Annotated in this window: 19 protein-coding genes; 12 read left to right on the top strand and 7 right to left on the bottom strand. The window is 67.1% G+C overall.

What is annotated here, in order from left to right; genetic code table 11:
* Positions 1–50: 50 nt before the first annotated feature.
* From MYSTI_RS28500 to MYSTI_RS28490, 3 genes are read left to right on the top strand one after another with little or no spacing between them, the layout of a single operon-like run.
* The gene (locus MYSTI_RS28500; protein ID WP_015351275.1) at positions 51–659 is read left to right on the top strand and encodes a TetR/AcrR family transcriptional regulator; all 609 of its coding nucleotides are present in this window, start codon (positions 51–53) and stop codon (positions 657–659) included.
* Positions 656–1453 (top strand): glucose 1-dehydrogenase, encoded by a 798-nt coding sequence (locus MYSTI_RS28495; protein WP_015351274.1) that lies wholly within the window; start codon positions 656–658, stop codon positions 1451–1453. The genes MYSTI_RS28500 and MYSTI_RS28495 overlap by 4 nt, the downstream gene beginning before the upstream one ends.
* 32 nt (positions 1454–1485) lie before the next feature.
* On the top strand, positions 1486–2091 hold the full coding sequence (locus tag MYSTI_RS28490; protein WP_015351273.1) for an FHA domain-containing protein: 606 nt from the start codon (positions 1486–1488) through the stop codon (positions 2089–2091).
* Between the two features lie 3 nt (positions 2092–2094).
* On the opposite strand, the gene MYSTI_RS28485 is transcribed toward MYSTI_RS28490, so the two are convergent.
* Positions 2095–5124: a carboxypeptidase-like regulatory domain-containing protein gene (locus MYSTI_RS28485; protein WP_044281503.1), complete on the bottom strand. Its 3030-nt coding sequence runs from the start codon at positions 5122–5124 to the stop codon at positions 2095–2097.
* Positions 5125–5455: 331 nt separating this feature from the next.
* Here MYSTI_RS28485 and MYSTI_RS28480 point away from each other — a divergent pair, with 331 nt between their 5' ends.
* Positions 5456–6082 carry a DUF2306 domain-containing protein gene (locus tag MYSTI_RS28480; RefSeq protein WP_015351271.1) on the top strand — a complete coding sequence of 209 codons (627 nt, stop codon included), beginning with the start codon at positions 5456–5458 and terminating at the stop codon, positions 6080–6082.
* 24 nt (positions 6083–6106) lie between these two features.
* Here MYSTI_RS28480 and MYSTI_RS28475 read toward each other — a convergent pair whose 3' ends face one another.
* The 3 genes from MYSTI_RS28475 to MYSTI_RS28465 all read right to left on the bottom strand — a co-directional run bounded on the left by MYSTI_RS28475 (position 6107) and on the right by MYSTI_RS28465 (position 11070).
* Positions 6107–6592, bottom strand: a complete 486-nt coding sequence (locus MYSTI_RS28475; protein ID WP_044281501.1) for a hypothetical protein — start codon at positions 6590–6592, stop codon at positions 6107–6109.
* A 167-nt stretch (positions 6593–6759) separates the two neighbouring features.
* Positions 6760–8787, bottom strand: coding sequence for a serine hydrolase (locus MYSTI_RS28470; RefSeq protein ID WP_015351269.1), 2028 nt, complete (start codon positions 8785–8787; stop codon positions 6760–6762).
* 231 nt (positions 8788–9018) lie between these two features.
* On the bottom strand, positions 9019–11070 hold the full coding sequence (locus MYSTI_RS28465) for a serine hydrolase (RefSeq protein ID WP_015351268.1): 2052 nt from the start codon (positions 11068–11070) through the stop codon (positions 9019–9021).
* Positions 11071–11664: 594 nt separating this feature from the next.
* Here MYSTI_RS28465 and MYSTI_RS28460 point away from each other — a divergent pair.
* Positions 11665–13179, top strand: a complete 1515-nt coding sequence (locus tag MYSTI_RS28460; RefSeq protein WP_233277985.1) for a hypothetical protein — start codon at positions 11665–11667, stop codon at positions 13177–13179.
* A gap of 18 nt (positions 13180–13197) precedes the next feature.
* On the opposite strand, the gene MYSTI_RS28455 is transcribed toward MYSTI_RS28460, so the two are convergent.
* A complete protein-coding gene (locus MYSTI_RS28455; protein ID WP_015351266.1) occupies positions 13198–14805 on the bottom strand; it encodes a poly(ethylene terephthalate) hydrolase family protein in 1608 nt (535 codons plus the stop codon).
* A 126-nt stretch (positions 14806–14931) separates the two neighbouring features.
* On the opposite strand from MYSTI_RS28455, the gene MYSTI_RS28450 reads away from it, so the two are divergent.
* The 4 genes from MYSTI_RS28450 to MYSTI_RS28435 all read left to right on the top strand — a co-directional run bounded on the left by MYSTI_RS28450 (position 14932) and on the right by MYSTI_RS28435 (position 19854).
* A complete protein-coding gene (locus MYSTI_RS28450; protein ID WP_044900703.1) occupies positions 14932–15369 on the top strand; it encodes a tetratricopeptide repeat protein in 438 nt (145 codons plus the stop codon).
* Positions 15370–15599: 230 nt separating this feature from the next.
* Positions 15600–18428 carry a hypothetical protein gene (locus MYSTI_RS41045; protein ID WP_015351264.1) on the top strand — a complete coding sequence of 943 codons (2829 nt, stop codon included), beginning with the start codon at positions 15600–15602 and terminating at the stop codon, positions 18426–18428.
* Between the two features lie 103 nt (positions 18429–18531).
* Positions 18532–19374 carry an AraC family transcriptional regulator gene (locus MYSTI_RS28440; protein WP_015351263.1) on the top strand — a complete coding sequence of 281 codons (843 nt, stop codon included), beginning with the start codon at positions 18532–18534 and terminating at the stop codon, positions 19372–19374.
* 81 nt (positions 19375–19455) lie between these two features.
* The gene (locus MYSTI_RS28435) at positions 19456–19854 is read left to right on the top strand and encodes an SRPBCC family protein (RefSeq protein ID WP_015351262.1); all 399 of its coding nucleotides are present in this window, start codon (positions 19456–19458) and stop codon (positions 19852–19854) included.
* Between the two features lie 75 nt (positions 19855–19929).
* Here the strand turns inward: MYSTI_RS28435 and MYSTI_RS28430 are convergent, their stop codons facing one another.
* Complete coding sequence (locus MYSTI_RS28430) at positions 19930–21513, bottom strand: M57 family metalloprotease (protein ID WP_169558671.1); 1584 nt, start codon at positions 21511–21513, stop codon at positions 19930–19932.
* A 234-nt stretch (positions 21514–21747) separates the two neighbouring features.
* Between MYSTI_RS28430 and MYSTI_RS28425 the strand changes: the two genes are divergently transcribed.
* The gene (locus tag MYSTI_RS28425; RefSeq protein ID WP_233277984.1) at positions 21748–22488 is read left to right on the top strand and encodes a helix-turn-helix transcriptional regulator; all 741 of its coding nucleotides are present in this window, start codon (positions 21748–21750) and stop codon (positions 22486–22488) included.
* Here the strand turns inward: MYSTI_RS28425 and MYSTI_RS28420 are convergent.
* A complete protein-coding gene (locus MYSTI_RS28420) occupies positions 22466–22999 on the bottom strand; it encodes a DinB family protein (RefSeq protein WP_015351259.1) in 534 nt (177 codons plus the stop codon). The genes MYSTI_RS28425 and MYSTI_RS28420 overlap by 23 nt on opposite strands.
* Positions 23000–23328: 329 nt before the next feature.
* On the opposite strand from MYSTI_RS28420, the gene MYSTI_RS43360 reads away from it, so the two are divergent.
* Together MYSTI_RS43360 and MYSTI_RS28410 are read left to right on the top strand one after the other, a co-directional pair.
* Positions 23329–25515, top strand: a complete 2187-nt coding sequence (locus MYSTI_RS43360; RefSeq protein ID WP_144370169.1) for a hypothetical protein — start codon at positions 23329–23331, stop codon at positions 25513–25515.
* A 503-nt stretch (positions 25516–26018) separates the two neighbouring features.
* Positions 26019–26477, top strand: a complete 459-nt coding sequence (locus MYSTI_RS28410) for a tetratricopeptide repeat protein (protein WP_044281492.1) — start codon at positions 26019–26021, stop codon at positions 26475–26477.
* Positions 26478–26583 lie beyond the last annotated feature (106 nt).

The following is a 26583-nucleotide window of genomic DNA, read 5'->3' as shown; positions in this document are numbered from 1 at the left end:
TCAGTCAATATTAGCTTCGAGTCCATTCTCCCAGGGTGGAGGGTGGACGGATGTCGCCGAGGGCCGTCGAGCAGAACCGGCAGATGCGCGAGCGCTCCAGCACGGCCATCCGCCGCGCGGCGCTCGAGCTGTTCATCGAGAAGGGCTTCCACGCGGCCTCCATCGCGGAGATTGCCAAGCGCGCGGGTGTCTCCAAGGGGCTCATCTACAACTACTACCCGAGCAAGGATGCGCTGCTTCAGGGGCTGATGGAGGACCGGCTGCGCGAGGCCGCGGCGACCTACGCGGCAGTGCCATCGGACGTCAGCGCCGAGGAGAAGCTGAGGTACATCGTCGACAGCTCCGTGGAGCAGATTGTCCAGAACCACGAGCTGTACCGGCTGTACTTCGCGTTGCTGTTGCAACCCGGAGCCACTCCGGCGCTGCGGCGCGCGGAGGAGGCGCTCGCGCCGGAGTTCGCCCGCGTCACGGGTCAGCTCGTCGCGCTCTTCACCGAGTCCGGCAGCGACGACCCGCGGCTGGACGCACTCGTCTTCCAGTCGGCCCTGAACGGGCTGGCGCTGGGGCTGCTCGTGAAGGCGCCGGGCGCGGCCTTTCCCACCGATTCCGTCAAGCAACGCCTGCTGCGCAGGTTCGGACTGAAGGAGGCGGCACCATGAGGATGTTCGAGAACAAGGTGGTCCTGGTGACGGGAGGTTCCTCGGGGATTGGTCGAGCGGCGGCGCTCGCGTTCGCCCAGGAGGGCGCGCGTGTCGTCGTCTCCGCCCGGCGTGTGGATCCGGGCGAGGAGGTGGTCCGGGAGATTCGCGCCCGAGGGGGCGAGGCGCGGTTCATCCGCTGCGATGTCTCGGACGAGAGTCAGGTGGAGGCGCTCGTACGGCAGACGGTGGAGGCCCATGGTCGGCTGGACTGCGCGTTCAACAACGCGGGCGCGATGGGGAGACACCTCGGGCCGCTCCATTCGCAGGAACTCACCGACTTCGACGAGACGGTGAACGTCCACATGCGAGGCGTCTGGTTGTGCATGAAGCACGAGGTGCGAGCCATGCTGGCGCAGTCGCCTCGAGGCGGCGTCCTGGTCAACACCTCCTCCGTCGCGGGCCTGGGGGGTGTGGGAGGGCAGGGGTTCTATCCCGCGGCGAAGGCTGGGGTCATCGCGCTGACGAAGACGGCCGCGCAGGAGTACGCGCGGCTGGGCATCCGGGTGAACACGCTGGTGGCGGGCTCCTTCGAGACACCCATGCTGGACGGTGCCGTGGACCAACTGACGGGCGGGGATGCGGGGGCGAGCGCCGCGCTTCGGGAGCAGATCAAGCAGTTCATCCCGATGGGGCGCATCGGTGACGCCTCCGAGGCAGCCGCCGCGGCGCTCTGGCTCTGCTCGGAGGCCTCGTCTTTCGTCACCGGACACTCGATGATCGTGGATGGCGGCGTCAGCTCGCTCTTGCGATGAGTCGTGTCACTGCTTGGACGGAGGGAATCCGGATGGCCGCAGTCATTCTCGAAGCCCGCTGTGTCGCGCCCTTCGCCGTGGACCTGCGCTTCAGCGACGGGCGCGCGGGGGAAGTGGACCTGAGCGCCTTCCTCTTCGAATACGAATGGAACAAGAAGCGAACCCCGGACCTCTCCATCCAGACGCGCGACTGGCTGAGTGTCCCGGAGAACTTCGAGACGCTCCGCGTCCACCCCGAGTCCGGCACACTCGCCTGGGGCGATGAGCGTCCCTTTCCCGCGGAGCTTTTGTACTGGCGCGTGGTGATGGGGCGCATCCTGGCGACCGTGAGCGCGAAGGATGGAACCCTCCTCGGCACGGTGGAGCTCGGCGGTACACGTCAGACGTGGTCGAGGCCCGTCACCCTCGGCCGGGCGAGCACCAACCGCATCGTCGTGGACCGGGAGGGAGTGGCACCGGTCCACGCCCAGGTGACGGTGGGCGGTGGCCACCATCCCCGCTACTTCATCGAGGTGGTGGAGGGGGAGACTCGCGCTGGAGGAACCTGCTCCTCGACCCCGGGCGAGCGCTGGAGCGTCTCCGCGTTGCAGCCGCTCCTGCTGGAGCTGGGCGACTGCGTCGTGAAGATTGGGAAGTGACGACTAGGGACGGATGGGCGTCAGCGTGAAGGACGCCGCGCCGCCGACGGGGATGCGCAGCGGAGTGGGGGCGAAGACGAGCCCTGGGTTCGCGCCATCGAGAACCCGGGTCTGCGCGACGTAGAGCCCCGGCACCAGCATGTTCGTCGTGAAGCTGCCGGTGTACGTGGGAAACTTCACCGCCTCGTTGTCTCCTTTCGGCTCCTTCGGCGTGAGCGTCACCTCCGCGGGGATGGGCTTGCCCTCGAGGTCGCGAATCACCACCTCCACGGCGGCGCCACGCACCAGCGACACGTCGAAGGATTCCTGATTCGGGCCCAGCCTCATGCGCAAGGGGAGGTAATGGGGGCGCGCAATCACCTCCATCATGAGCGGCACCGATTGAAGGTGCTTCAGCACGAGTGTTCCGTCGTCCTCCGTCTGCATGGGGAGGTGGCCCGCGCGTGTTCCCGCGAGCCGGCCGTCATCGGGCTCGAGCATGACCAGGAGGGGAATCGTGCCGATGGCCTCGCCCTCCGGGCCCTGGAGGCGGCCCGTAAAGGGTTTCCCCGTGTCGGGGTCCCTCAGGACGCCGCGCACCGTCCTGCCCACCGACATCGTGAGCGTCCCGAAGTCCTGGTCACCCTTGCCACGAGCGGCGAGCTCCCGGACCAGGGGCATGAAGTCCCGGTGCTCGATGATCAGCCGCTCATCGTCCAGCTCATCCCGTGGCACGTCGAAGCTCCCGTCCTTCGCGGTGGCGCCACGCGGGCCCACCTGCGCCTCCGGCAGGGGGGAGCCATCCTCCTGGACCAGCCGCCCACGCACCCGAGGCTCTCGCGTCATCACCAGCCGGAGCTCCGCGGCATCTCGCGCGACCCGGTAGGATTTCCCCACCAGGGTCCCTCCCCGAGAGCGCGCGGGGTCCAGTCGGTAGCGCTCCGAGGCGACGGCCAGCCCGTATTGGGGCTCGGACAAGTCTCGCAGGACGAAGCGGCCCTCGGCGTTGGAGGGGACTCCATTCGGGCTGTAGGTCGCGTCGAAGGACTCCCCGTCCAGCGAGCCCTCGACGATGGCCTTGGCGAGCACCCTCACGTCGGAGAGCGGGCGCCCTTCGGTGTCGACGACGAGCCCTTGCAACGAGCGCCCCGCTTCCAGTCGCAGGACGACGGGCGCGGAGGCTTCGCCCTCGCGCACCTCCGCCTGCTGGACGAGCTCTCGCTGCGTGGCGTTCCCCCCGGTCCAGAGCGAGGCCTTCAGGGTGTACGGCCCCGGCGAGAGGTCCTTGAAGACGAAGCGCCCCTCGTCATCCGAGGTCTCCATCCCCCGGATGGCGTCATCCCCTCCGACGTACAGGTAGACGAAGACGTTGGGCACGGGCCTCTCCTCCGCGTCGACCACCCGCCCCGGAAGGGTGGAGCGAGGGTCGAGCACCAGTCGCAGGCCCCGCGAGGGAATCGTCACGTCCACGGAGTCCATCGTGAAGTCCTCCGACTCGGCGTCAATCCAGCCTTCTCCCTCCCCGTCGATATCCACCGAGAAGCGCCCCGACTCATCCGTGAGGGTTGCTTCGCCATGTTGGGTGGAAGGGTTCTCGGGGTCCCCCTTGTTGACGGCGAGCATCACCATCACGTCCCGCAGGGGACGTCCCTCGGGGTCCACCGCGATTCCCTCCACGGTGGCCGCGCGCTTGAGCGTGAAGTCCATGGGGGGCGTGTTCACCCCCCCTTCGTGAATCCTGGAGTCGTCGAGGTAGTGGGCGGCTTGGACGGAGACCTCGCGCTGAAGAGGCGTCCCGTGGACTTCCGGGTGGGCCTTGCGGAAGGCCTCCCTGTTCACGAAGGCCATGGGCTCCAGGGGCCCCAGGCGATAGCGCCCCGCGGAGTCCGTGACAGTGGAGAGCTGTGGAGACCTCGCCGCCCCCAGGCGAAGGGCCGTCACCTGGGCGCCTGGGATGGACCGGCCCTCCTCGTCTCGCACGGTGCCTTCCAGGTGGATTCCCGCCTCGAGCTCGAGGACCAGGTCCTCACCGGGAGGTGTGTAGATGCGGCCGAAGTCACCGTGCGAAGGGCGCTCCGCGAAGAGCCAGCCGGAAACTGCTTTCGGCACCGTGAGGCTGAAGCGCCCCTCGGAGTCGGTGAGGGTCGCGGCCCGGGTGTCGGCGCTGTCCCGCTCCAGCTCGACCTGGATGCCCGCGACGGGGTGGCCTTGGGGGGACACGACGCGTCCCGCGAAGCGCGCGGGGCTTCCCAGCAGCACGCGGTCTCGCAGCAGTCCCCCGTGCCAGAAGACCTGGCTGCCCCAGCCCTCCGCCATCACCACGGCGGCGTAGGTGGCTTGTGGGAGCATCCCGAAGGCGTACCGGCCCTGGGCATCCGTCGTTGCCTCGAAGAAGAGCAGCTGTGAGTGGCCCAGGAGGAAGACGCGCGCGTTGGCGATGGGCTTCTCGTCCGGGGTGCTCACGACCTGTCCGCGGAACGTGGTGCCCGCTTCGAGTGACAGGGACACGTTCTCTGTGCCCACCGCGACCTCTGGCAGGAGGGCCGCCCCTGTATCGGCGAGGGCCCAGAGCATGACCTTCCCGTCCGCGAGCCCTTCCAGGGTGAAGGCGCCGTCCTTGCTGGTGGTGGCTTCGGTGAGCGGGCGGGCCGCCCGGGCGTAGATGTCCACCTGCTCGCGCAGCTCCTCGGGGTCCAGTGCCCAGCAGGGCGGGTCCCCCGCGGAGGCGACGGATTCGCCGGGGGCGGTCGACTCACGCGGGATGCAGGGCATCACCTCCGCGAGGACCTGCTCGGAGATGCTTCGGGAGGCGAAGACGCGTGCCCCAGGGACGGGGCTCTTGTCCTCGCGCAGCGTGCCGGTGATGCGCGCGTCTCCCGAGGGAGGGGACGCGGCCCAGACTGGCGGGGGCCGCTGGGAGGGCACGGCGGTGGAGGGCGTCGTCTCGGGGGCCGCGAGTGGCTTGGACACCACGGTCCATGTGACGGCGGCTCCGAGCACCAGGACCAGGACACCGACCCGCCCCAGCCACCTCCCACGCTTCGCCGTGCTCATGTCCTGACTCATGCTCGCGATGTCCCCTCAAGCGGATGGCTGGAAGGAGAGCATGCCGCCCGGGTCGGCGGCCAGGACAGGTCTGGCGGACCGGGGTGGAGTCTCGAGGCGGGGAGGGGGCCTGGCCGTCCTCGGAGGGTTACATGTGCCTACGGGTTGGAGGGAGGGGGCTCGGCGGCGCGAGGATTCTCTCTCGCGAGGAAATCGCATCCACCTCGTGGACGTAGTGGCCAGGCCAGCGCGCGGCGCAGGGACCGGGTAACACGGCGCGCTGTTCCTGGTGTTTCATCTCCGGCACCGTACCGCCCACTTCCGAGCCACGAATCTCCCGATGAAGAACAAGGCACTCTGGGTTCTCTTCGCCGTCCTCTGCCTGGGTGTGGGCCTCTACCCGAGCATCTACCTCTTCACGGACCCGAACTCGGGCTTTCGTGCGAGGAAGGGGCTGGAGCTGCTGACGAGTCCCGTCTGGAACGCGGCCTTCTACACGCACCTCGCGTTGGGAGGGCTCGCGCTGTTCGTCGGCTGGACGCAGTTTATCGCGAGGCTGCGGCTCAAGGTCCCGGGGGTGCACCGGTTCCTCGGAAAGGTCTACGTCGGGGCGGTGCTGGTGAGCGGGCTCACGGGCCTCTACGTCGGCTTCTTCGCCACGGGAGGCTTCGTCGCCGCGGCGGGCTTCATCAGCCTGGCCCTCGTCTGGCTCTCCACCACGGCCTCCGCCTGGTGGCACATCAAGAACCGGCGCATCGAGGAGCACCGGCGCATGATGGTCTACAGCTATGCGGCCTGCTTCGCGGCTGTCACGCTGCGGCTCTGGCTGCCCTTCCTGGTGCGAGGGACGGGCGACTTCATCTCGGCCTATCGCATCGTCGCTTGGCTCTGCTGGGTCCCCAATCTGGGCGTGGCCTACCTCCTCACGCGCGGACAGCGCCCGGCGCGAGTGCTCGCGTCTTCGTGACCTGGGGTTGGGAGTTCCGCGCGCTCATTCCTTCAAGCGCGTGAAGTCCATCACCCAGTTGGTCTCCCAGCTCAGGCCGTTGTCGGGAGAGAAGGCCTGTTCCCAGCGAGCGGTGTCCGGGCCCAGTCGGGTCCAGGTGAAGCGCACGCGGATGGGGCGGCCCTCGAAGGTGTCGCTCGTCTCGAACGTGCCCACGTCGCCCGAGAAGCTGCCCACGACGGCCGGGTCGATGGTGTGGCTCCGGTTATCCACCCACGTGATGGACCACTGCTTCGTCGCGGGGTTGTAGACGCGCAGGGCCACGCCCACGAACCCGGGCCAGAACTCGCTGCGATAGGTCTCCTGGTTGCCGAGTCCGCCCGGAAGGGGCCGCTCCTCGGCGGAGGACTCGAAGGAGATCCACTCCGAGCAATCCTTCAGCCGCTCCCGGAGCCGGCGGTTGTGAACCCGCCAGGAGCCCATGAGGAAGTCGAAGTCCCGCGCCCCGTCGTTCTGTCCCTGTATCCGCACGCCACCGGCTCCGTTCAGGATGGATATCGAGGGCCCCACGCGGGCCCACCGAGCATGCACGGTAGGGGGCATATAGGACGAATCCCGCCCTGATTCGGACCGGCCCAAACGCCAAGGACCGGCGAAGGCCCTCTCGAGCCCCGCCGGTCCTCTTCCCACAACCCTGGTCAGAACAGGTTGTGCGCGGGCCAGGCGCTGACGCCGTTCACGACGTTCCACATGAGGCTGTCCAGGTTGATGTCGGGCGTGCCCGAGCCGGACGTGTTGTCGGAGTTGGTCATCGCGGACCAGGTGAACGCATCGGTGTTGCTGGGGCCGTAGCGGTCATCGGTCCGGACCAGCAGCGCCAGGGTGCCGGGGACGTAGCCGTTGTGCCACCAGTTGGGGAGGCTGTTCACCGACCAGCCCTTGGCGTAGTTGACGGCGTTGCCACCATTGTCGAGCGCCGTCGTGCGGGTGGTCATCGTGGCGATGCTCGTCGCGTTCAGCAGGTCCGGGACGGTGGCGAACCCATCCGCTCGCACCGCGACGCGCACCGCGTCGATGGGCGTGACGACCCAGCCGCCGTGCGCATCCATGCGCCGCACCGGCATACCGTACGGATTGGAGGCCCCCGCGCCCTGCTGGTAGTAGACGACCTCGTTGGGCAGACGCGCGCTCAGCGTGTCGCCGCCCACCGCGAAGCTGGTGGCGCCGCTGGGCGTGAACACGGTGTTGCGCATGTACGTGTCATAGGGCAACCCCGTGACGCGCTCGATGATGCGGCCCAGCACGCTGTAGCCGAAGTTCGAGTACTGGTACCGCGTCCCAGGCGCGAACTCGAGCGGCACGTTCTGCAGCACCCACTGGATGAGCTGCGCGTGGTTCATGGCCGTGTTCATGAACATGGGGTCCCCCGAGCCATCGCCGCCGTCGTTGTCCCAGCCGCCCGCGGTGTGCTCGAGCAACTGCTGGACGGTGATGTTCAGGACGCGGCTGTCCGCGTACGTGCCCTGCGCGCCGTACAGCTCCCCGAGCAGCGCCCCCCGCCCGAAGACGCGGTCCGTCAGCTGGATCTGGCCGCTCTCGATCAGCCGCATGATGCCGATGGACGTCATCGGCTTGGACACGCTGGCGACGCGGAAGCGGTGCGAGGAGTTGACCGGGGTGTTGTTGCTCTTGTCCGCCAGGCCATACCCCTTGGCGAACACGAGGCGCCCGCGCCGGGTGATGGCCAGCGACAGGCCGACGGTGTTCGTGTTGCTCATCGCCGCCTGGACGGTGCTGTTGATGTGCTCCAGGTCGGCCGCGCTGAACGTCAGGTTCCGCCAGAGCATGGCGAACTCGGGCGCACTCCCGTTGTTGTGCGCCGCCACCATCACCGGGCGATACCCCTGGTACTTGAGGTCCATCACGGCCTGCTGATACCCGGCCGAGGAGAGCCCATGCCGCGCGGCCGAAGGAGTCCCCGAGGACGCGTGGAAGATGGCCGCATACAGGTCCGTGCCGCCCACGTTGTAGCTGCTGACCTGCGCCAGCTCATACCCCTGCGACGCGTTGGTGGTGAACGTGGACTGGTACCGGGCGGACGTCATGCCGTGGTAGGCGCGCGACGAGGGGCCGCTCGTCTTGTCCCAGAGGGCCGCATAGCGCTCCGCGCCGCCGGACGTGTAGCCACTCACGTGCACGAGCCGGTAGCCCTGTCCCGTCCAGTTGTTGAACTCCGTCTGGTACTGGGCCGACGTCATGTCATGACGCGCCACCCACGCCACGCCGTTGTCCGCGTGGAAGATGACCGCGAAGTAGGCCACGCCCCCGACGCTGTACCCGTTGACCATCACCGGGCGATAGCCCTGCGCCTTCTGGTTGACGACCGCGGTCTGGTACTGCGCCGAGGTCAGCCCGTGGGAGGCGCGCCAGGACGGGCCACTCGTCTGCTCCCAGATGGCCGCATAGCGCGCGCTGCCCCCGTCTTCGTAACCACTGACATAGGAGAGGCGATAGCCCTGTCCTTCCCATGTATCGAATTCCGTCTGGTATTGGGCCGAGGTGAGCGCATGGCGGGCGACCCACGGATCATAGGGGCCGACCAGCGCCTGGGACGTGGCGGTTGCGTCGGCGGCGGGGGCTTCCTCCGGCGGAGCCCCGCATCCCACGAAGGATGCGGCCAGCAATGACAGCGCTGCCAGGAATGACTGGGTCTTGAGTGGACTCATGATTGGGAACTCCTGCTGGGATGGGTGCTGCTCACGAGATGGGGTGGGGACCCGGTCAGCTTCCGAGTCCCCGTTGAGCCGCACCTCAGCAAGTCCCAGGCCGAGCGCCCCGAGCCGGTGGTTGAGACGAGGCGCCACGCGTCGGTGCGCCCCGGACCGGTGCAGGCCCTCGCAAGCTCCGCCGGACCGGCAAGTCTTGCCTGCAGGCCTGGCCGACGCTGGCACCCTCCGTCAGAACAGGTCGTGTGCGGGCCAGGCGCTGACGCCCTTCACGACGGTCCACATGAGGCTGTCCAGGTTGATGTCGGGCGTGTCCGAAGAGGGGCTGTTGTTGGAGTTGGTCATGGCGGACCAGATGAACTCCTCGGTGCCGCTGGGGCCGTAGCGGTCGTGGGTCCGCACCAGCAGGGACTGGGTTCCCTGGAGGTAGCCGTTGTGCCACCAGTTGGGCACGTTGTTGACGGCCCAGCCCTGGGCGTAGACGACCGGGTTGCCGTTCGGGTCGAGCGCCGTCGTGCGGGTGGTCATCGTGGCGAGGGTCGTCTGGCTCAGCAGGTCCGGGACGGTGGCGAACCCATCCACCCGCACGGCGACGCGCAGCAGGTCGATGGGCGTGACGACCCAGCCGCCGTGCGCATCCATGCGACTCAGCTGCATCCGATAGGGGCTGTAGGCTCCCGGGCCGCGCTGGGCGTAGACGACCTCGTCGGGCAGCCGCTCCTCCAAGGTATCGCCCCCCACGGCGAAGCGGGTGGCGCCGCTGGGCAGGAAGACGTGGTCGCGCATGTACGTTTCATAGGGCAGCCCCGTGACGCGCTCGATGACGCGACCGAGGATGCTGTAGCCGAAGTTCGAGTACTGGTACGTCGTCCCCGGCGCGAACTCGAGCGGCACGGTTCGCAGCACCGTCTGGATGAGCTGCTCGTGCGACAGGCCCAAATACGTGGACATGGGGTCGGGGGTTCCGTCGGCGCCGCTGTTGTCCCAGCCACCCGCGGTGTGCTCGAGCAGGTGCTGGACGGTGATGTCCAGCACGCGGCTGTCCTTGTAGGTGCTCTCGAGGCCGAACGTCTCTCCGAGCAGACCGCTCTTGCCGAAGACGCGGTCCGTGAGCCGAAGCTGGCCGCGCTCCATCAGCCGCATGATGCCGATGGCGGTCAGCGGCTTGGACACACTGGCGATGCGGAAGCGGTGAGAGGTGTTGACGGGGGTGTTGCCGGAGAGTTGGGCATCGCCATACCCCTTGGCGAACACGAGGCGCCCGCGGTGGGTGATGGCCAGCGACAGGCCGACGGTCTTCGCCTGGGCCATCGCCTGCTGGACGGTGTCGTCGATGTGTCGCAGGTCGGCCGCGCTGAACGCCGCGTTTCGCCAGAGCAGGGAGAAGACAGGCTGCCTCCCGCTGTTGTGCGTCGCCACGATGACAGGGGCATAGCCCTGGTACTTGAGGTCCGTCACCTCGCGTTGATACGCGGCGGAGGAGAGCCCGTGACGAGCGGCGATGGGCGCCCCCGGCGTGGCCTCGAAGAGGGCCGCGTATCGGTCCGTGCCGTCCACGTCGTAGCCGCTGAGCTTCGTGAGCTGATAGCCCTGGGCGGCGCTGGCTTCGAGGGTGGATTCGAGCTCGGACGCGGTCAGTCGATGGTGGGCCTTCCACGCCGGTCCGCTGGCCTTGTCCCAGAGGGTCGCGTAGCGCTCCTCGCCGCCGGACATGTAGCCACTCAGGTGCACGAGCCGGTAGCCCTGCTCCACCCGGGTGGCGAGCTCCGACTGGAACAGGGACTCACTCAGGTCATGGCGCGCCACCCACTCGGAGCCACCGTCCTGATGGAAGATGACCGCGAAGAAAGCCGCGCCGCCGACGTTGTATCCGTTGAGCACTCTCGGGCGGTATCCCTGGGCCCGCTGCTCGACGAGCGTGGCTTGGAGCCGTTCGGAGTCGAGCCCATGGAAGGCCCGCCACGCCACCTCGCTCGACTTCTCCCAGATGACGGCGTAGCAGGCGCCGCCCCCTGCCTCGTAACCACTGACATCGGCGAGGCGATAGCCCTGCTCCGTCCTCTCCGTGCGCTCCACTTGGTATTGCGCATCGGTCAGACCATGGCGCACGAGCCAGGCGGAATGGGGACCCGTCAGCGCTTCTGATGCGGAGCAGGACTCGGCGGGGAGCTGTTCCTCGGGAGGTTCCTCCGCGCGGGGGGCTTCCGCCGGAGTCTGACATCCGAGGAGGACCATCATCACCCACATCACGGCCTGACGGGACTTCACGAGGGGGGACTTCATGCTCGACAGCTCCTGCTGGTTTTTTGGCTGCCGACGGGGAACGAACGAGGTGGGCAGGACATCTCGGCCGAGGGAAGAAAGAACGACCGTTTTCATGTCCCGAAAATGGGACTCCAACACTTCAAGAATCCACGCAACCTCGTGTGTCACACCGCGAGAATCAGGCAGCGCTTCGAGTCGGCGCGTTCGCAGTATCCAGAGGGGGAGTTCACAGCCATGAGCATGAGAGGTCTCGGAGATGGGGGCGCTGCACACGTCCGACGTCGTCAAGCAGAGGCGACGCAGCGTGGGACAGCAGAGACGAGACAAGACGATGCGAGCGCGGCCCGGCCCGCACGGGGCTTCAGCTCGACGTCCTCGTTCGACAACAAAGCCACGAAGCCTGGTGGACGTCTGGATGGACAGGCTCCGGCTTCGTCGCTGCTGACCGAAAATTCCAAGGACGCCACCGTCAACTGCTTGGACAGGGCCGCGGATTGGGTGAGCAAGGCCTCGCCTGAGCTTCGGGGGCGCTCGGAGCTGGTGTTCCTCGAGGACACCCGTGGCGGCGCCGAAGGACAGGCCGGGCACGTGGTGGTTCGCCAAGGTGAACGAGTGTTCGATCCGAGCAGCGGCAAGAGCTATTCGGACATGCAGACGTACCTGAAGGAGCAGTCGCAGTATCAGGAAGTGGGGGCGCTGTCGGGCAACACGGCGGCGAAGGTGTTCGCCACGGAGCCGGGCTCGGCGGAGCGCGCGCAGGTGCTGGCCCAGGCGAAGCTGTCTCCCGGGCTTCAGCAGATGATGCTCGCGGACAGCACGCCCATCGACGCCGCCGTCGCGAGCTCCTCGGGCCCCGTGCACAACGTCTCCGTTCCGTATCAGCAGGGGCCGGTGACCGTTGAAATCAGCTCCTCGCTCTCGAAGGACGTGAAGCGCGAGGATGGGTACGTCACCTTCAATGTCGAGGCGGAGGTGGCCGCCACCGTGACGGGTGAGGTGGAGCTGAAGCTGGCCCGGGTGGGGGCGTCCGCGAGCGTGGGCGTCACGGGCGGTGCCACCATGTCCTACGAGGTGAAGATGAAGGAGGAGGACTTCGCGAAGCTCGAGCGCGGAGAGATTCCTCCACCCCATCCCTTGAGGGAGGAGTCCATTCCGGACGGGGCCACCATCGAGGTGGAGACGGGGCAGTTCGCGGGCGTGACGTCCACCCTGGAGCTGAGTTCGGGCAAGAACTCGAAGGTGGATGGGGCCCTGGGCACGACGTCGACGGAGACCGCGGGCACGGGAACCTCCATCGAAGTGAGCCGCACGGGAGACCTGCTGACGGTGACGGAGGGCCCCACGGAGTTCATCAACCAGGATGCGGCGCTGACGCTGGGGAATGACTGGGTCTCTGCGAGCTTCGGCAGCAGTACATCCTTGAAGGAGTACAGCCTTCGCTCCGCGCAGTTCGACCTCTCCAACGACTCCGGAAAGGCGGCCTACGAGTCCTTCTCGAAGGGCAACGGCATGCCGGAGAAGGACGGGCCCGGTGTGAGCAACACGCTCCGGCAGGACAAGCTCTCGTGGGAGGGGGCGTTCTCGAAGTTCTCTCTCACCGTCGAGCCGTTCCCCAGCTTCGAGTCGGAAGGCGTCAAGGACGCCACCGAGTTTGTCGTCACCCACAACTCGGATGGGACGAAGACGCTCACGGCCAGCGCGTCCTTCGGCGATGGAGATCACCCGGAGTTGAACTACACGGCGAAGTACGACCAGGACGGCAAGCTCGTTCCAGGCAGCGACTCGATGTCCCTCGTGTTCGACACGACCGACGATAGTGCTCGGGAGTGCCTTGTGAGGGCCTTTACGGGAGATGCCGCCCTGGCAGCGGCCGCACGAGAGAACGACAACCCCCTGACACTCAAGCTCTCGGCCAGTGACATCCAGGCGATCCAATCGCGGACTGGAAACGACTCCTCCTCGAAGCTGGGGTCACTCCTCCAGGGCTACGACGGCAGCCCGGCGTCCCACAGCCTGGCCATGCTCAACCTGGCCCGGGGCATTGGTGGTGAGGTCGATGTGGCCAAGGAGTTCTGGAACCTGGTGACGACCTCCGGAGGCTCGCCGCTCTCCGGGACGGTGGTCTGAGTTTGACGCGCCCTCGATTCAGGGGGCGAGCCGCTCGAGCTTCCGTGCGCTCTCCGTGAGGAGGGACGCCCGGGACTCGTTGTTGAGCGAGGCGTCGGCGGGCGCGAGCTCGATGGCGCGGCCGAAGGAGGCACGTGCCTGCTCCTTCTGACCCGCGGCGACGTAGGCGTCTCCCAGGCTGTCGGCCGCGTTCGCGGACTGAGGATAGAAGTGCGCGACGAGCTGGAAGACGCGCACGGCCTGCTCGGCCTTCTTCTGGCCGAGCAGTGCGTAACCCCTCTCATTGAACACGGCTTCCTCGACGACGGGCTCCTCGGGGAGCTCGCGCCGGAACTGTTCGACGGCCTTGATGACCGCGTCCAATCCCTGTTCCTCCAACTGCGCGAAGACCGTGGCGGGCGGGGGCCGGGCGGCCATCGCGGGCTCTTGGGTCAGGGTCGCGCGCGAGTTGGTTTCGACGGCCTGTTTCATCCGGTCGAGTCCACGGGGGTCCGCCTTCAACTGGAGATCGAGGAACGCCTGGACGACTCCGCAGGACCAATAGAAGCCCTCGCCGCTGGACCGCCGCGTGATTCCCGCCGCGTTGGGTTCAATCTCCGACAGGGCGAGCGCATGATGCATCGCCCCCGTGGTGAAGCTGGAGTGCTGCGTCTGCGCGAGCGTCATCAGGTAGCGCTCTGAATGCCGGAAGGCGCGCACGGCCCCCAGGTCGATGAACGGCTGCTGCCGGCGCAGGTCCAGGAGCGCGGCCTGCATCCGTCCCGGGGCGTAGTGGTAGCCCTCCGTCACCGAGAGGATTCCGGGCTCCGCGGGAGGATTGGGAAACCCATACGTTCCATCCAGCCCCACCACGGCCGAGACATTCGTGTTCTGCATCGCGAAGAGGACCGCCGCGCTGCCGCCCATGCTGTGGCCGACCATGGCCAGGCGCGAGGCGTCCACGTTCGGCAGGTCCCTCACCACGGAGGCGGTGAACTCGAAGTCCCGCACGGTGATGGCGACCTCAGAGGGCGCGAGCCCCAGCGAAGGCTGGCCCTGGCTGCGCCCCAAGGTGAAGACGGTGACGACCACGTACCCGTGGCTCGCGAGGTACTCGGCCAGGGTCGAGTTCGTCGTGAGCAGGGCCCCTTGGCCGCCCGTGGTGAGGACGACCGGGAAGCGCCCCTTGGCGGCGGGGGCATTCATGCTCGCGTTCACGGGCGTCGCGGCCAGCACGGCGTAGGCGTCGCCGAAGTTGCCCCGGTAGGTGCCACCGTCTCGTTCGGGGACCTGCGCCTCGACGTCCTCGAAGCCCTTGGGCGCGGCGCCTGCTCGGTAGTAGTCCTCGAAGCGCAGCGTCTTTCCCTGGGCGCGGCTTGCCGGGTACCAGATGCTGATGCGCAGGGGCCGGCCCTGCAGGTCCGGTGAGAACGTCTTTCCGTAGGGACGCGTCTCCGCCCAGGTCCGGCTCGTGTCGAAGCGATACAGGACCTTGTAGCCGACGGCGTGGGGACCCGGTGTCAGCGGGCCCCAGAGCGGGAACGGGTTCGCGCGACGGGCGACGGGGGGCTCGGCCGCCTCCACGGTCTTCGAGACCCCCGCCAGCAGCAGCAGCGCACCGAACATCACGGCCCCGACTCGATTCATGGAACTCCCACTCGCACGATCCTGCCCGGGCCCTACGAAAGGGCTGGGGCGCCATTGCTTCCAGATGGGACGAACGCGGGGTGGTATACGTGGACGTACAACGCGATGCCCGGAGAGGAGCACCCCTTGTCCGAGATTCCCGATGAGGTCCACGAGCGCATCCAGGCCCTCTGCGCCGAGGGCGACGCGCTCGCGGAGAAGGGAGACCCCGCCGCGGCGCTGCGGTCCTTCAAGGCCGCGTTCCAGCTGATTCCCGAGCCGTGGCTCGAGTACGAGGCCACCACCTGGGTCTGCACGGCCATCGGCGACATGCTCTTCCAGCTCGGGGAGTTCTCACGGGCCCGCGCCGCGCTCGTGGATGCTGTCAGCGCGCCCGGGGGATTGGGCAACCCGTTCATCCACCTGCGGCTGGGGCAGTGCGAGTTCGAGCTCGGAGACCTGCGGCGCGCGGGCGACGAACTGGCGCGGGCCTACATGGGCGCGGACGAGGAGCTCTTCGCGGACGAGGACCCGAAGTACCTGCGCTTCCTCAAGACGTTGCTGAAGCCACGCCAGGACGCCTGACGCACACGGCGCCTCGTGGTCGCTGCTGCCCCAGGCCGGGTGTCCCGCACCCGCCGCGGCTGTCTCATGTCTGATGTCACTCCGGAGTGAGACAGTCTCGAGTGGGCGTCATGCCCGACTGTGTTTCAGCACCCGAGTGCCTCCGCCGGTGAGTCTCATCGGGCGGGGGCCTCCGCGCGCCGTATGAACAGAGGGGGTACGCAGCAATGCGGATGCAGAGCAGGAGGAGGATGTCGGGCCTTGTCGCGATGGCCTTGTCAGGGGTGGCTGTCGCCGATGTGGTGATTCTCAACCCCGGGGTGCTCGAGGGGCAGGTCTCCTTGGGCTCGGTGACGATTCAAGACTTTCACCTGCGCGCCACGTCGTCGGGGGGCCTCACGGCTTCCAAGACCTTCACCTCGAGCCCCTACTCCCTGACGGTGGAGAGTGGCCATTCCTATCAAGGTCACCTGAGGGCCACGTTCGTCAGTCCCTCGGGTGGGCAGTCCTTCCTGGAGGTGGCTCGGAAGAACTTCGTGTCGGTCGACAACCAGGTCGGGCCGACCGCGATGCACTTCATCTACCCCAACACCACCCTCATCCCGTTCACTCTTGGGGTCGTGGGGGGAACACTCGCGCGCTACGACCTCTTCGCGGCGGTGAGTGGCTCGACGGAAGACCACGCGTCGGGAACGTACCGGTCCTTCACGGGGACCCAGCCGGTGTCCACCTCGGATGGGCTCGCGATGATTCCCGCGAGCCAGGTCTCGGTGACGGGCAGGGTGTCTGTGACCACGAACTCGGGCATCGAGGTGCAGCGGGAGCTCCAGGCGCGGACAGTCGACATGCTCCAGGGGGCGAGCAACCTCGCCTGGACCATCGACCTCTCCGACACGGGGCACGTCGCGGGGACCCTCAGCGTCCCGCCGGGGGCCACGGTCGTCTACCACCAGCTCCACGTCAGCGGAGTCCAGGGCACGGGGACCGAAGGCATCAGCGCCGTCCGACAGGTGCCCGCCGGAGCCTCCTTCCACCTGGAGCTGCCGTCGGGGCCGTATGACCTCTACCTGCGCACGCAGTTCTCGACGGGGCCCCAGTACTCGGACACGAAGTCGTACCGCGTCACCGTCACGACGGGCGCGACGACGTCCTTGAACTTCACCGACCCGATGGGCACCGCGCGGATTCCGCTGCTCGTCGGCGGCTTCCTGTCCAACGCGGACGTCACCTCGGCGGAGGTCCACCTCATGCGCGAGGACCCGCCTCCGGGCCTCGTGACGCAGGCGTCCTCGGATGCCCTGGTGAACGGACAGGTGGACCTCCTGGTTCCCTCGGGGAGCTGGAGGCAGCACGTGCTCAACCTGTCCTTCCAGGACGTGTCGAACCCCGCGGTCGAGCACACCGCCGTCCTGAGCCGTCACTCGCTGGGCAACAGCTCGCCCCCGGTGTCGGTGGCGGGAGGCTCGACGGTGAACTTCGGCCCGTGGCCGGTGTCGCTGGTCAAGACCACGCTCTACTTCGACGTGAAGGAGGCGAGCCCGGAGGCGCCGGAGACGCTGCTCAGCTATCCGTCCGCCTCGCTGCGCCGCACCACCTTCGATGTGAACAGCGGCGGCGGCTGGGATGTGACGACCTCGGCCTTCAGCTCCGCGGCCGACAAGAGCGTCGTCTCCGTGAAGGTCATCGCCGAGCCCGGCACGTATTCCGTCAACGCGGTGGCCCAGGTCAACGGGGGCTACACGCAGTTCCCCATCCAGAGCCTCACCATCGCGGAGCCGACGACGACGCCCGTTGGAACGAATGTGTCCATCACCCCTGTCGACACGCAGGACCTGAAGGTGGACATCACGTTCCCCGGGGTGACGACCGGAGGTCTCACCACGGTGGTCGAGTCACCGCTGGGGCCCGAGGTCCCCCAGGGCCTGAAGGCGTTCTGCGCGGACGGGGCGAGCGCGGAGGGGCTGGAGTGCAGCCCGGTCTTCTACGACATCGCGACCACCGCGCGGTTCACCGAGGCGACGGTGTGTGTCCGCAGGAAGTTCCAGGGGACGAATGCGCTGTCGCAGTTCCTGCGGCTCTACCACTTCAACAAGGATGCGCTCCCCTCCGGACAGTGGGTGGAGCTGCCGCCGCCCCCGGGCATGCCCGAGCCCGCGTTCGATTGCAGCGCCGACCCGGCGACGTGCGGCTGTGAGTCCGTGGAGAGCTGCGGCTTCGACTACAGCGTGGACCCTCCCGTGAGCGTCATGTTGATTTGCGGCGTCACGAGCAGCTTCTCGCCCTTCGCGGTCTTCGAGAAGGGCGTGACGTTCACGAACAAGGTGGGTGGGGTGGAGTACCAGGGGCCGACGGGCCCTCCGTCGCCTCGGACGTGGACGGCGCCGAAGTCGGGGGCGTACCGGATCACGGCGACGGGGGCGAGTGGCGCGAGCGCGGTGGCGGGGCTCTCGGGGGGATGCGGCGCGCGGGTGGGTGGCGTGTTCAACCTCCAGGCGAACGACACGCTGCTCGTCCGCGTGGGCCAGAAGGGGACGGCGACGACGTATGCCGCGGGGGGCGGTGGTGGCTCCTTCGTGGCGTTGAATGGCAACCCGCTGCTCGTCGCGGGTGGCGGCGGTGGTGTGCGCGCGGGGGCGCTGGTGCCGGGTCGACACGGCGGCACGGGGACGGCTGGCACGGCGGGCTCGACGAACGCCAGCTACACGTCGGGGTTCATCGCGGGAGGGACGGCGGGCCAGGGTGGAACTCGGGCTTCGACCTATGGCTCTGGCGGCGGGGGCTGGTTCAGCAACGGCGCCGCCGACGGGAGCTTCGGTGAAGGTGGCTTCTCCTTCCTGGCGGGCGGGCAGGGTGGGGCTGGCAAGACGTGCGGCGGCCTGGCGCACGGTGGCTATGGCGGCGGTGGCGCGGGGAATGGCTGCTACGGGGCGGGGGGCGGCGGTGGCTACTCCGGCGGGGGAGGCGGGCGTGTGGGGGGAGGCGGTGGCTCTTGGAACACCGGCACCCAGCCCTCGGCGGTCGAGGGGGCGTGCATGCCGAGTGGCCACGGTGAAGTCACCATCGAGTTCGCCCACCCGTAGGGCGTTCTCGTCGGGCCCTCTCCGCGTTCCGCAGGCGGGCGCGGGGAGGGGACAGGGCAAGATTCTCCAAGTCTTCCAGGGGCAATCCTGCTAGCCAGGGCGGATGCGAACCGCCGTCCTGCACCGTTCGCGCTCCCTGACCGTCCTGGACTACCGGTGTGACGCGAAGCCGGGGGAGAGGGCGGTCGAGGAGCAGCACGCGGCCTTCTCGGTGTCGTACGTCCGGCGGGGCAGCTTCGGCTACGACTCCCGAGGGCTCCGGCATGAGCTCGTCGCCGGCGCGACGCTCGCGGGCCATCCCGGAGACACCTTCCGCTGCACGCACGAGCATCACCTCGCGGGCGATGAGTGCCTCTCGTTCCAGTTCTCCGAAGCGCTGGTGGAGGAGCTCGGGGCTTCTCGCGAGGTGTGGCGCCTGGGGGCTCTTCCTCCAGGGCCTTCGCTGATGATGCTGGGGGAGCTGGCGCAGCAGACCGCCGAGGGGCGGACGCATCTGGGCCTGGACGAGGTCGCGCTCGTGTTCGCGGCCCGCTTCGTGGGCACGGCTTCCGGAAAGCGGGGGGCATCGCCGCGGATGCACGTGAAGAACCGTCGCCGCGCCGTCGAGGCCGCGCTCCTCCTGGAAGCGCAGGCGGACGAGCCGCTGACGCTGGAGGGCCTGGCGGCGGAGCTCGACCTGAGCCCGTTCCACTTCCTGCGCATCTTCCGCGAGGTGCTGGGCGTCACGCCTCATCAGTACCTCGTGCGCCTTCGGCTGCGTCACGCCGCGCGGCTGCTCGCGACGGATGTGCCCATCGCGCGCATTGCCTTTGATGTGGGCTTCGGGGACCTCTCCAACTTCGTGCGCACGTTCCACCGCGCGGCGGGAGTGTCGCCGAGCGCGTTCCGGAAGGCCTCGCGTGGAGACCGCAAGATTCTCCAAGAGAAGATGCGGCGCAGCTCCTAAGGAAGAGGACACGGCGAGCCCGCGAGCGCGGGCGGCTGTCCCTGCATTGCCGCAGGGCCTCACTTCACAGGAGCACACCGCATGGCATCCCTCCGCAAGGACCTCACGACGCGCGCCACCCCCGAGGGAGTGTGGGACGCCATCCGGGACATCGGGGCCCTCCACACCCGGCTGGTGCCCGGGTTCGTGCTCGACACGCGATTGGAGCCGGGGGCGCGCGTCGTGACGTTCGCCAACGGCGTCGTGGTTCGCGAGCCCATCGTGTCGGTCAACGACGAGGAGCGGCGGCTCGTGTGGGGGGCGGAGGGCGGGCCGATGACGCACTACAACGGCGCGGTCCAGGTCTTCGCGGAGGGCTCGGGGAGTCGGGTCGTGTGGACCGCGGACTTCCTGCCGCACGAGGCGAGTGCTGTCGTTGGCCCGATGATGGAGGCGGGCATGGCCGCGATGCAGGAGGCGCTCGACGGCACCGCGGCCTGAGCTTCCGGCGCTGCTTGCTTCAAGGGGAGAAGGCCCACGGAGGGAGCGTCCGTGGGCCCTCGCCTGGAGGGGTGCTCAGGGCTTGCCGAGCGCCGTCCAGGTGTTGCTGGCGGGGTTGTAGCGCTCGATGGTGTCGTCGTTGTTCAGCGCGAGGAGGTAGCCGTTCGAGCTGAAGATCTTGGCCGCGGGGCCGTGGATGGAGTTCCACACCGTGCCGTTGTACTTCATGATGAACGAGCCATCGGGGCGCAGCCCGTAGACGTCGCTGCCCACGGCGACGAAGCTCCTGCCAGAGCCGCCGATGGTCGTCCACGTCGACCCGCCATCATGGCGCTGGATGGCGTCCTTGGTGTTGGTCAGCCGGTACATGCTGGTGCCACCGCCGATGAGCTCGCTCGCACCGCCGCCGACGACGGACCATGAGCTGCCCACGCCGCTCCAGCGCGCGGTGTAGTCGTCCTGCCAGGAGCCAATGCCATACACCGCCGACGTGGTCGCGGCGAAGCGCGAGCCGGGGCCGCCGATGGTGGCCCACACGTTCGTGGCCGCGTTGTACCGGACGACGTTGCCGGTCGTCGGGTCCGTGCCGCAGAGCGTTCCGGCGCACGGGAAGATCTGCCCGATGGGGCCGCCGATGGTCGTCCAGCTGGCGCCCAGGAACTTCACCGGCGGGCCGCGGCCCGGAACCTGTCCGTAGACGGTGTCACCCACCGCGACGAAGGCCTGGCCCGGCCCCCCCACCACCGTCCAGCCGAGCGCGTCGCGCCGGTAGATGTCGCCCGTGGAGCGCTTGCGCGCGTACACGGTGCCGCTGGCGGTGCTGAGCACCTGGGTGGGCGCCTCGTAGAGCGACTGCGAGCCCTCGACGTCCCACTGCGAGATGAAGTTCAGCTTGCGGGCGGGGTCCAGCCATCCCGGCTGGGAGGGGTAGTGCATGGCGCCGCGCCCGTCGTAGCAGGTGAGTGGACGGTAGGTGCCGGTCGTCACCATGCCGCAGCCCGCGGCGGTGTCGTGCTCGTGCACGAAGCCCAGGGCGTGGCCGAACTCGTGCGTGAGCACCGCGATGAGCTCGGCGTCGGTCCACGTGGAGGTGGGCCCCAGCTCGAGGAAGCGCGTGGGACGCGAGAAGGTCGGGAAGCCCATGCCGGCGGAGAGGCCGGTGAAGCTGAAGTTGCGCTCGACGTTGTACTTGACGGTGTTGTTGCTGCGGTTGCAGGTGGCGGAGTCCTGCGCCACGACGTGGACGAAGCGCACGTTGGCGGCGGCCTCCCAGCCGGACGCGGCGCGGTGCATGAACTCGACCAGGCGGTTGTAGTCCGCGCCGAAGTCGCCCGGGCGGATGCAGTAGGTGATGTTCCAGCGGTCCGTGCGGTTCCACGCGGACTCGACGCCACCCGGGCGCCACACGGAGAGCGCGCCCGGCGCCCCGCTGATGCTCCGCCAGTACTCACGGATGGAGGCCAGGTCGAGCATGCGCATGTCGCCCTCGACCAGGAAGTGTCCTTCCGGTGTGGGGACGACGTGTTTGGCGCGCCACTCCTCGAAGGCGGCGTCGGTGCTCTCCGGCGTGGAGGTGAGCGTCTCCTGCTCGGCTTCAGGCGCCTCCGGGCCGCAGCCACCCAACAGCAATCCCAGTGAGGCCAGCCCAATCGCTGGCAAGCGCCAGCCATACCGCGGAGCGTGAGTCCTGCTTGTCATTTGCGTTCCCCCTGAGCGGCGAGGCCACGCCTCGGCGCCTGTGTCCTGATGTCGATTCGTCGCAATTCGGACGACGACTCCAAAACGGGGTTGGCGAGAAACCTTCTCGAAATGATGGCGACATCCGCTTGCGGTTGCAGTCAGGACGCGGAAGGATCATTGGTGCATCAACGGCATGTCACCCGAGGGAGCCCATTGAGCGCGCTGGAACGGCTGAAGGGGACGGTGTTCGCGTCTGGGACACGGACGCTCTATGTCGGCCCGCTGGTGGCCACGGCGCGGCACTCGCACCACGCGACCCAGGTCGTGGTCGCGCCGGAGGGCGTGGACCTCGAGGATGGCGCCGACCAGCGCCTTCGGGTCCACGCGGCGGTCATTCCCCCGCACATGCCTCATGGGCACGGTGCGTGTGAGCACGGGGCCCTCTTGTTCCTGGATGGGGATGACCTGGCGAGCCGCGCGCTCGCTCGGAGCGCGGAGCCTCGGGGCGAGACCTGGGCGCGGACCCCACTGGAGGTGGAGGTGCCTCGGAGCCCGACGCCAGGGCAGGCCCAGGCGCTCATCGCGTCTGTCCTCACCGCCCTCGATGTCTGTCAGCCCCCGGGGCCGCGACATCCGGCGACGCGGAGGATGGGGGCCGCGCTCGACAGCTCGGAGCCTCTCGACCTCGCGAGCCTCGCGCTCGAGGCGGGACTGTCTCCCCGGCAGATGCGCCATGCGTTCGCGCGGGACTTCGGGCTCCCGATGCGGGCGTATGTGAGGTGGAGGCGGCTGCGTCGCGCCATCGCCGCGGTGGAGGAGGGCGCGAGCCTGAGCGCCGCCGCGGCGTCAGCGGGGTTCGCGGACAGCGCCCACCTGACCCGCGTCTTCCGCGAGCAGTTCGGCATGACGCCCTCTCAGGGGCTCAGCTCGGTCACGTGGCGGACGCTCGACTGACGAGGAACTCGGGGACGCCATCCCTCCGGCGAGGCATCCCGGTCTGGAACATGACGGCGTCCACGTTGCCGCGATGATGGGTGGTGTGGACGACGACGTGGAGGAGCATCGCCGCGGCGGTCATCGTCACGACCTTGCCGTCGGTGAAGCGCACGTCGCGAGGCCGCTGGAGCTCCTCGGGTCGGAGTGACGCCGTGGTCTCCACATACCAGCGGTCCATGAGCTCGAACTCGAGGTCCAGCTCCTGGAAGGAGGGGATGACCGCTCGCTGGGGGGCCGTGAAGCCGTGCGAGGCGCCTTGAAGATGGGCCTGGAAGACGCACCGGACGACGTGGATGTGGTCGAGGGCCCGAAGAATCAAGTCCGCGCCCGGCTGGGACTCGAAGGCGGCAACCGAGCGGAGGGCGCTGAAGAGCTCTCGATTGGCCCACGCCGAGTGGGTGACGAGAAGCTCGAGAGGCGTCGAAGCGAGGGACACATCCGAGGACGGCAGCGGGGAAGAAAGGTTCATGCCCCGGAAGATAGGGAGCGCTCGGAGGGGGTGCTTGAACGCAACGGCGGACCTTAGGCCCCGTCGCGACCTTCTTTGTTTGGTATTTCAAGCTTATCCTGAATTGCATTGAATGGCAGAACTTGTCTGGGGTTGCCATGGGCCGATTGTCGAGTCAATCACAAAGTCGACGGCAGTGTCTTCTTACAGCCACGGGAGAATTCAGGTGCTGGAGATGCTCATTGTCAGTGAAAGACTTGCATGCGCATCTGTCGAGGGGGTTGACTGGGAGTCGATGTCCTGTGAGAAGGAATGGCTTTCAATCATAAGCGGGATCAGCCGAGGGGGATATGAATCGACAACGTTTGCTGGTGCTGTGCGCCGCACTATGGGTTGGATGCGGATCGACAATCGATGAAGTGCCGCAGTTCTCGCGGAACTTCACCCGACTTACAGACGATACCTGGTACGGTACATACACCATGGTTCGGGAGGAATGGGAGGACGCAGCCGCTTCGTATCCAGCACAAGGCTGCCTGCTCGACGAGTCATCAGGCACCTCCTTCCATGAGGTGCTGGTGCATGATGTCAAGTCAGACGCCGCAGGGGCTCGCTTCTCGGCATCGCTGAAGAGCACCTTCGAGTCGTTTGACAAGTATACCGACAAGTGTGTGGGGTGTTCTTACATCGAGAGGCACTCCAAGCGAATTTTGGGCTCTGGAGTCGTCGATGCCGACATCTATATAGGGATTGACTTCGAGGAAGGTGTCTCCGCCCTCAGTATTTCTCCATGGGACAGCATCTACGCTCAGATCTCTACGACCACAATCGACGACAGTACCTGTGGCCCCCGAACAGAGCAGGGAGCGTCCAGCGAGAAAGACATCGTCGGACAGATCGACGAATTGGGGTATTGGTCACCCGGCACGACACCAGGGAGCTATATCGTCTATGGCTCACGGGTTGAGACCAACTCAAGTGGTGACCATCACTGGCGAGACACCTATGCTTGGCGCTTTGTCAATAAGCAGGATGTACGATTGGTCATCGATGCCGTCGATTTCGACACTTGGCGCCCCCTGGCTCCTCCCTGGACTGGCTCGCTTCCTCCTCCCTCGAAGGGAGGAGCTCACTTGAAGCTGGTGGCCAGCCTGCTCCCCCTGCCAAGTTCCTCTTCCACGGTTCTGCCCAAGGCGACAAAGATCACGTTCAAACTCCTCAAGTCCTCTGCTGTGCCCGGTATTGCGATGAACGTCCCGCTGTTCAACGAGGCGCTGAGTCCGCAGGACCTGCAGTTTGAACAAACGAGGAACGAAGGATTGGGGATGGTCTTCCTGGACAAGGACAATGTGCGGACCGCTCCGGGGAATCTGTACGAATTCGCCGAGGCAGAGCTTTCCTCGTTCGACTCCGGGGCGTATGGCGAAGTCACCGCCGAGGCAGAGCTTGAGGATGGCTCTGTCATTACCGCTCGATTTCGAGATACAGGCGACAACCCCATGCGCATTCCCAAGCGGGCTCGTGATTCCTATGTTGCGGAAAAGTGGTTGGCTGACCACGCGGCGGGAATGGCTGATTCTGCCGACGACGAGAATCTCGCCGGGGGGGCCGGGGACGGGCACTCAGGAGATGGGCTGACGGTATATGAGGAGTATCGGGGCTTCTTCGCTAAGGGGACATGGTTCGACACGCACCCCACCGACGTTGACTTCATGCTGGTCAATGACACGAACGGGTGGCGGAAGGCAGACATCGACAGCGGCATCCTGCGCTTCGCGAGCGCCTCCAACCTCAAGGTTCATGCCGAGTTCGCGACGAATGATCTCGAGATGCCTATCGACAACACGGACTTCGACGAAGTGAAGCGAATCGTCAACCTTCATCCACTCACGGAGGGCGGACGTCACAAGGTGGACCAGCATGCCGTCGTGATGCGGATCGCGAGAAATTCACAAACCACCATCTCGCAGACTTATGGTGGTCCCAACACCCCGAGAAAAATTTCGCAGATAGAGCTCTCCCAGGTGCCGACAGGGGACAAGTTGGTGTGGACGGTTGCTCACGAACTGGGACACAGTGTGAATATTCCGCACCATGGTGAAGGCGGCATGGAGGACAGGTACTGGGCATTTCAGCCCAATGGATCCTATCACGAGACCCCAAATTCGACGATACCCACGGGGAATCCGGTCATCCTGAAGCTAGAGGATACGGGGCAGATATTCTCCCCTGGTGTCTCAACGGCTGTCTCCGTTTCCACGAAGCTGCAGGGGCTTGGCAGCGGGGATGAGACGTGCATCATGCGCTATCCTGTCATGACGGGTATCCACTGGGTGACCGAGCCAGGTGTTCGCTACTTCATCAACCCCGCGGAGCCTTTCGGGGTATCGTTCTGTGTGGATGGGACGGGGAAGACCTTCAATTCGAATCGAACCTACCCCAATGGTAGCCCTCGCCCATCTCGACACGGCGATGCTGCCCCGGGCCGGGGTAATTGCATGCATCGTACTTGTGTCAACGACTTCTACCATCCTTAGGGGACACCATGATGATACGCTGGATAGGAATTGGAGGCGTCCTGCTGTGCCTCGATGGGGGGATTGCTGCCGCGCAGGCTCCGACGCAGGCGCCTTCCGAACAACCTCAGATCTACCTCACACCCCGCCCGGCGATACTGGTCCCAGGCTGGCCGCTCGTGGTGGACGTGGAGGTTGTTCATGCGGAGCGAGGGGGCGCTGACGGCGTGCGGGATACAGTGCTTGCTTCTGGCTGGCATCGGCACATCCGTCTAGATGCATGGCGAAGGCCGAGGGAGTCGCTCCGCGGCAAGTCTCGCCCGCCCCTGTTGGGCTGGCCGTTCAAGCCCGCGACGGACAATTCTGAGAGACTGGTTGTGAGCCGTCGCGGGATGCCGGCAGGCAGGAGGGTAGTTCACTTCGTTCTTTCACCAGAGGAGACGTCCAAACTCCAGCCAGGGGCATATCAACTCCAGGTAGAACTGGATCCGCGAAGCGTGGAGGGAGGTGGAGGAAGCTGGAGGGTGGAGGTTTCCTACAGCACCCAACTCGCCGTGAAGGAAGCGCCGACGGAGGTGTCCCCCTCAATGGCCTGCGATGCGGTGCATGCCCAAACGAACTACCTCGTGGCAAAGGGGGACGTGCGGCGTGCCATCGCTGTCTTGGATGAGTTCCTGGTCAAGAATGCCGCGACAGCGAATGCCCTGTGCTGGGGCTCGCGCGGTCAGCTCTCCGAGCGGCAAGGTATGCTTCAGGAGGCCGTGGAGTATTACCGGAAGGCCAACCGCGCCTTTCAGCGGGATTACCGGCCCTCGAACAATCCCGACTCAGCCATGGAATCACCCTACCAGCTCCATTGTATGCAGCTGATAGACACGCTAGCGGGGAGAGAGACTAGGAGGAGCGAGGCCATCTCTCCGATTGCCGAGAAGATTCTCCCTGAGAAGATTCTCGGTAGGCCTCGGCGCGACACCTGTGACTGAGCTTCGGGCGAAAGCTGTCTCGCCCCGAGGTGTCTGAGCCCTCCTCCTCGCGACAGCGACGGACCTGTGCGGTCCGTCGCTTCAGCCCCATTTTTCCAGCCTCCTT

Source organism: Myxococcus stipitatus DSM 14675, assembly GCF_000331735.1.
GTDB lineage: Bacteria > Myxococcota > Myxococcia > Myxococcales > Myxococcaceae > Myxococcus > Myxococcus stipitatus.
The sequence above is the reverse complement of the archived record's forward strand: the minus strand, read 5'-3'. Positions and strand labels throughout refer to the sequence as shown.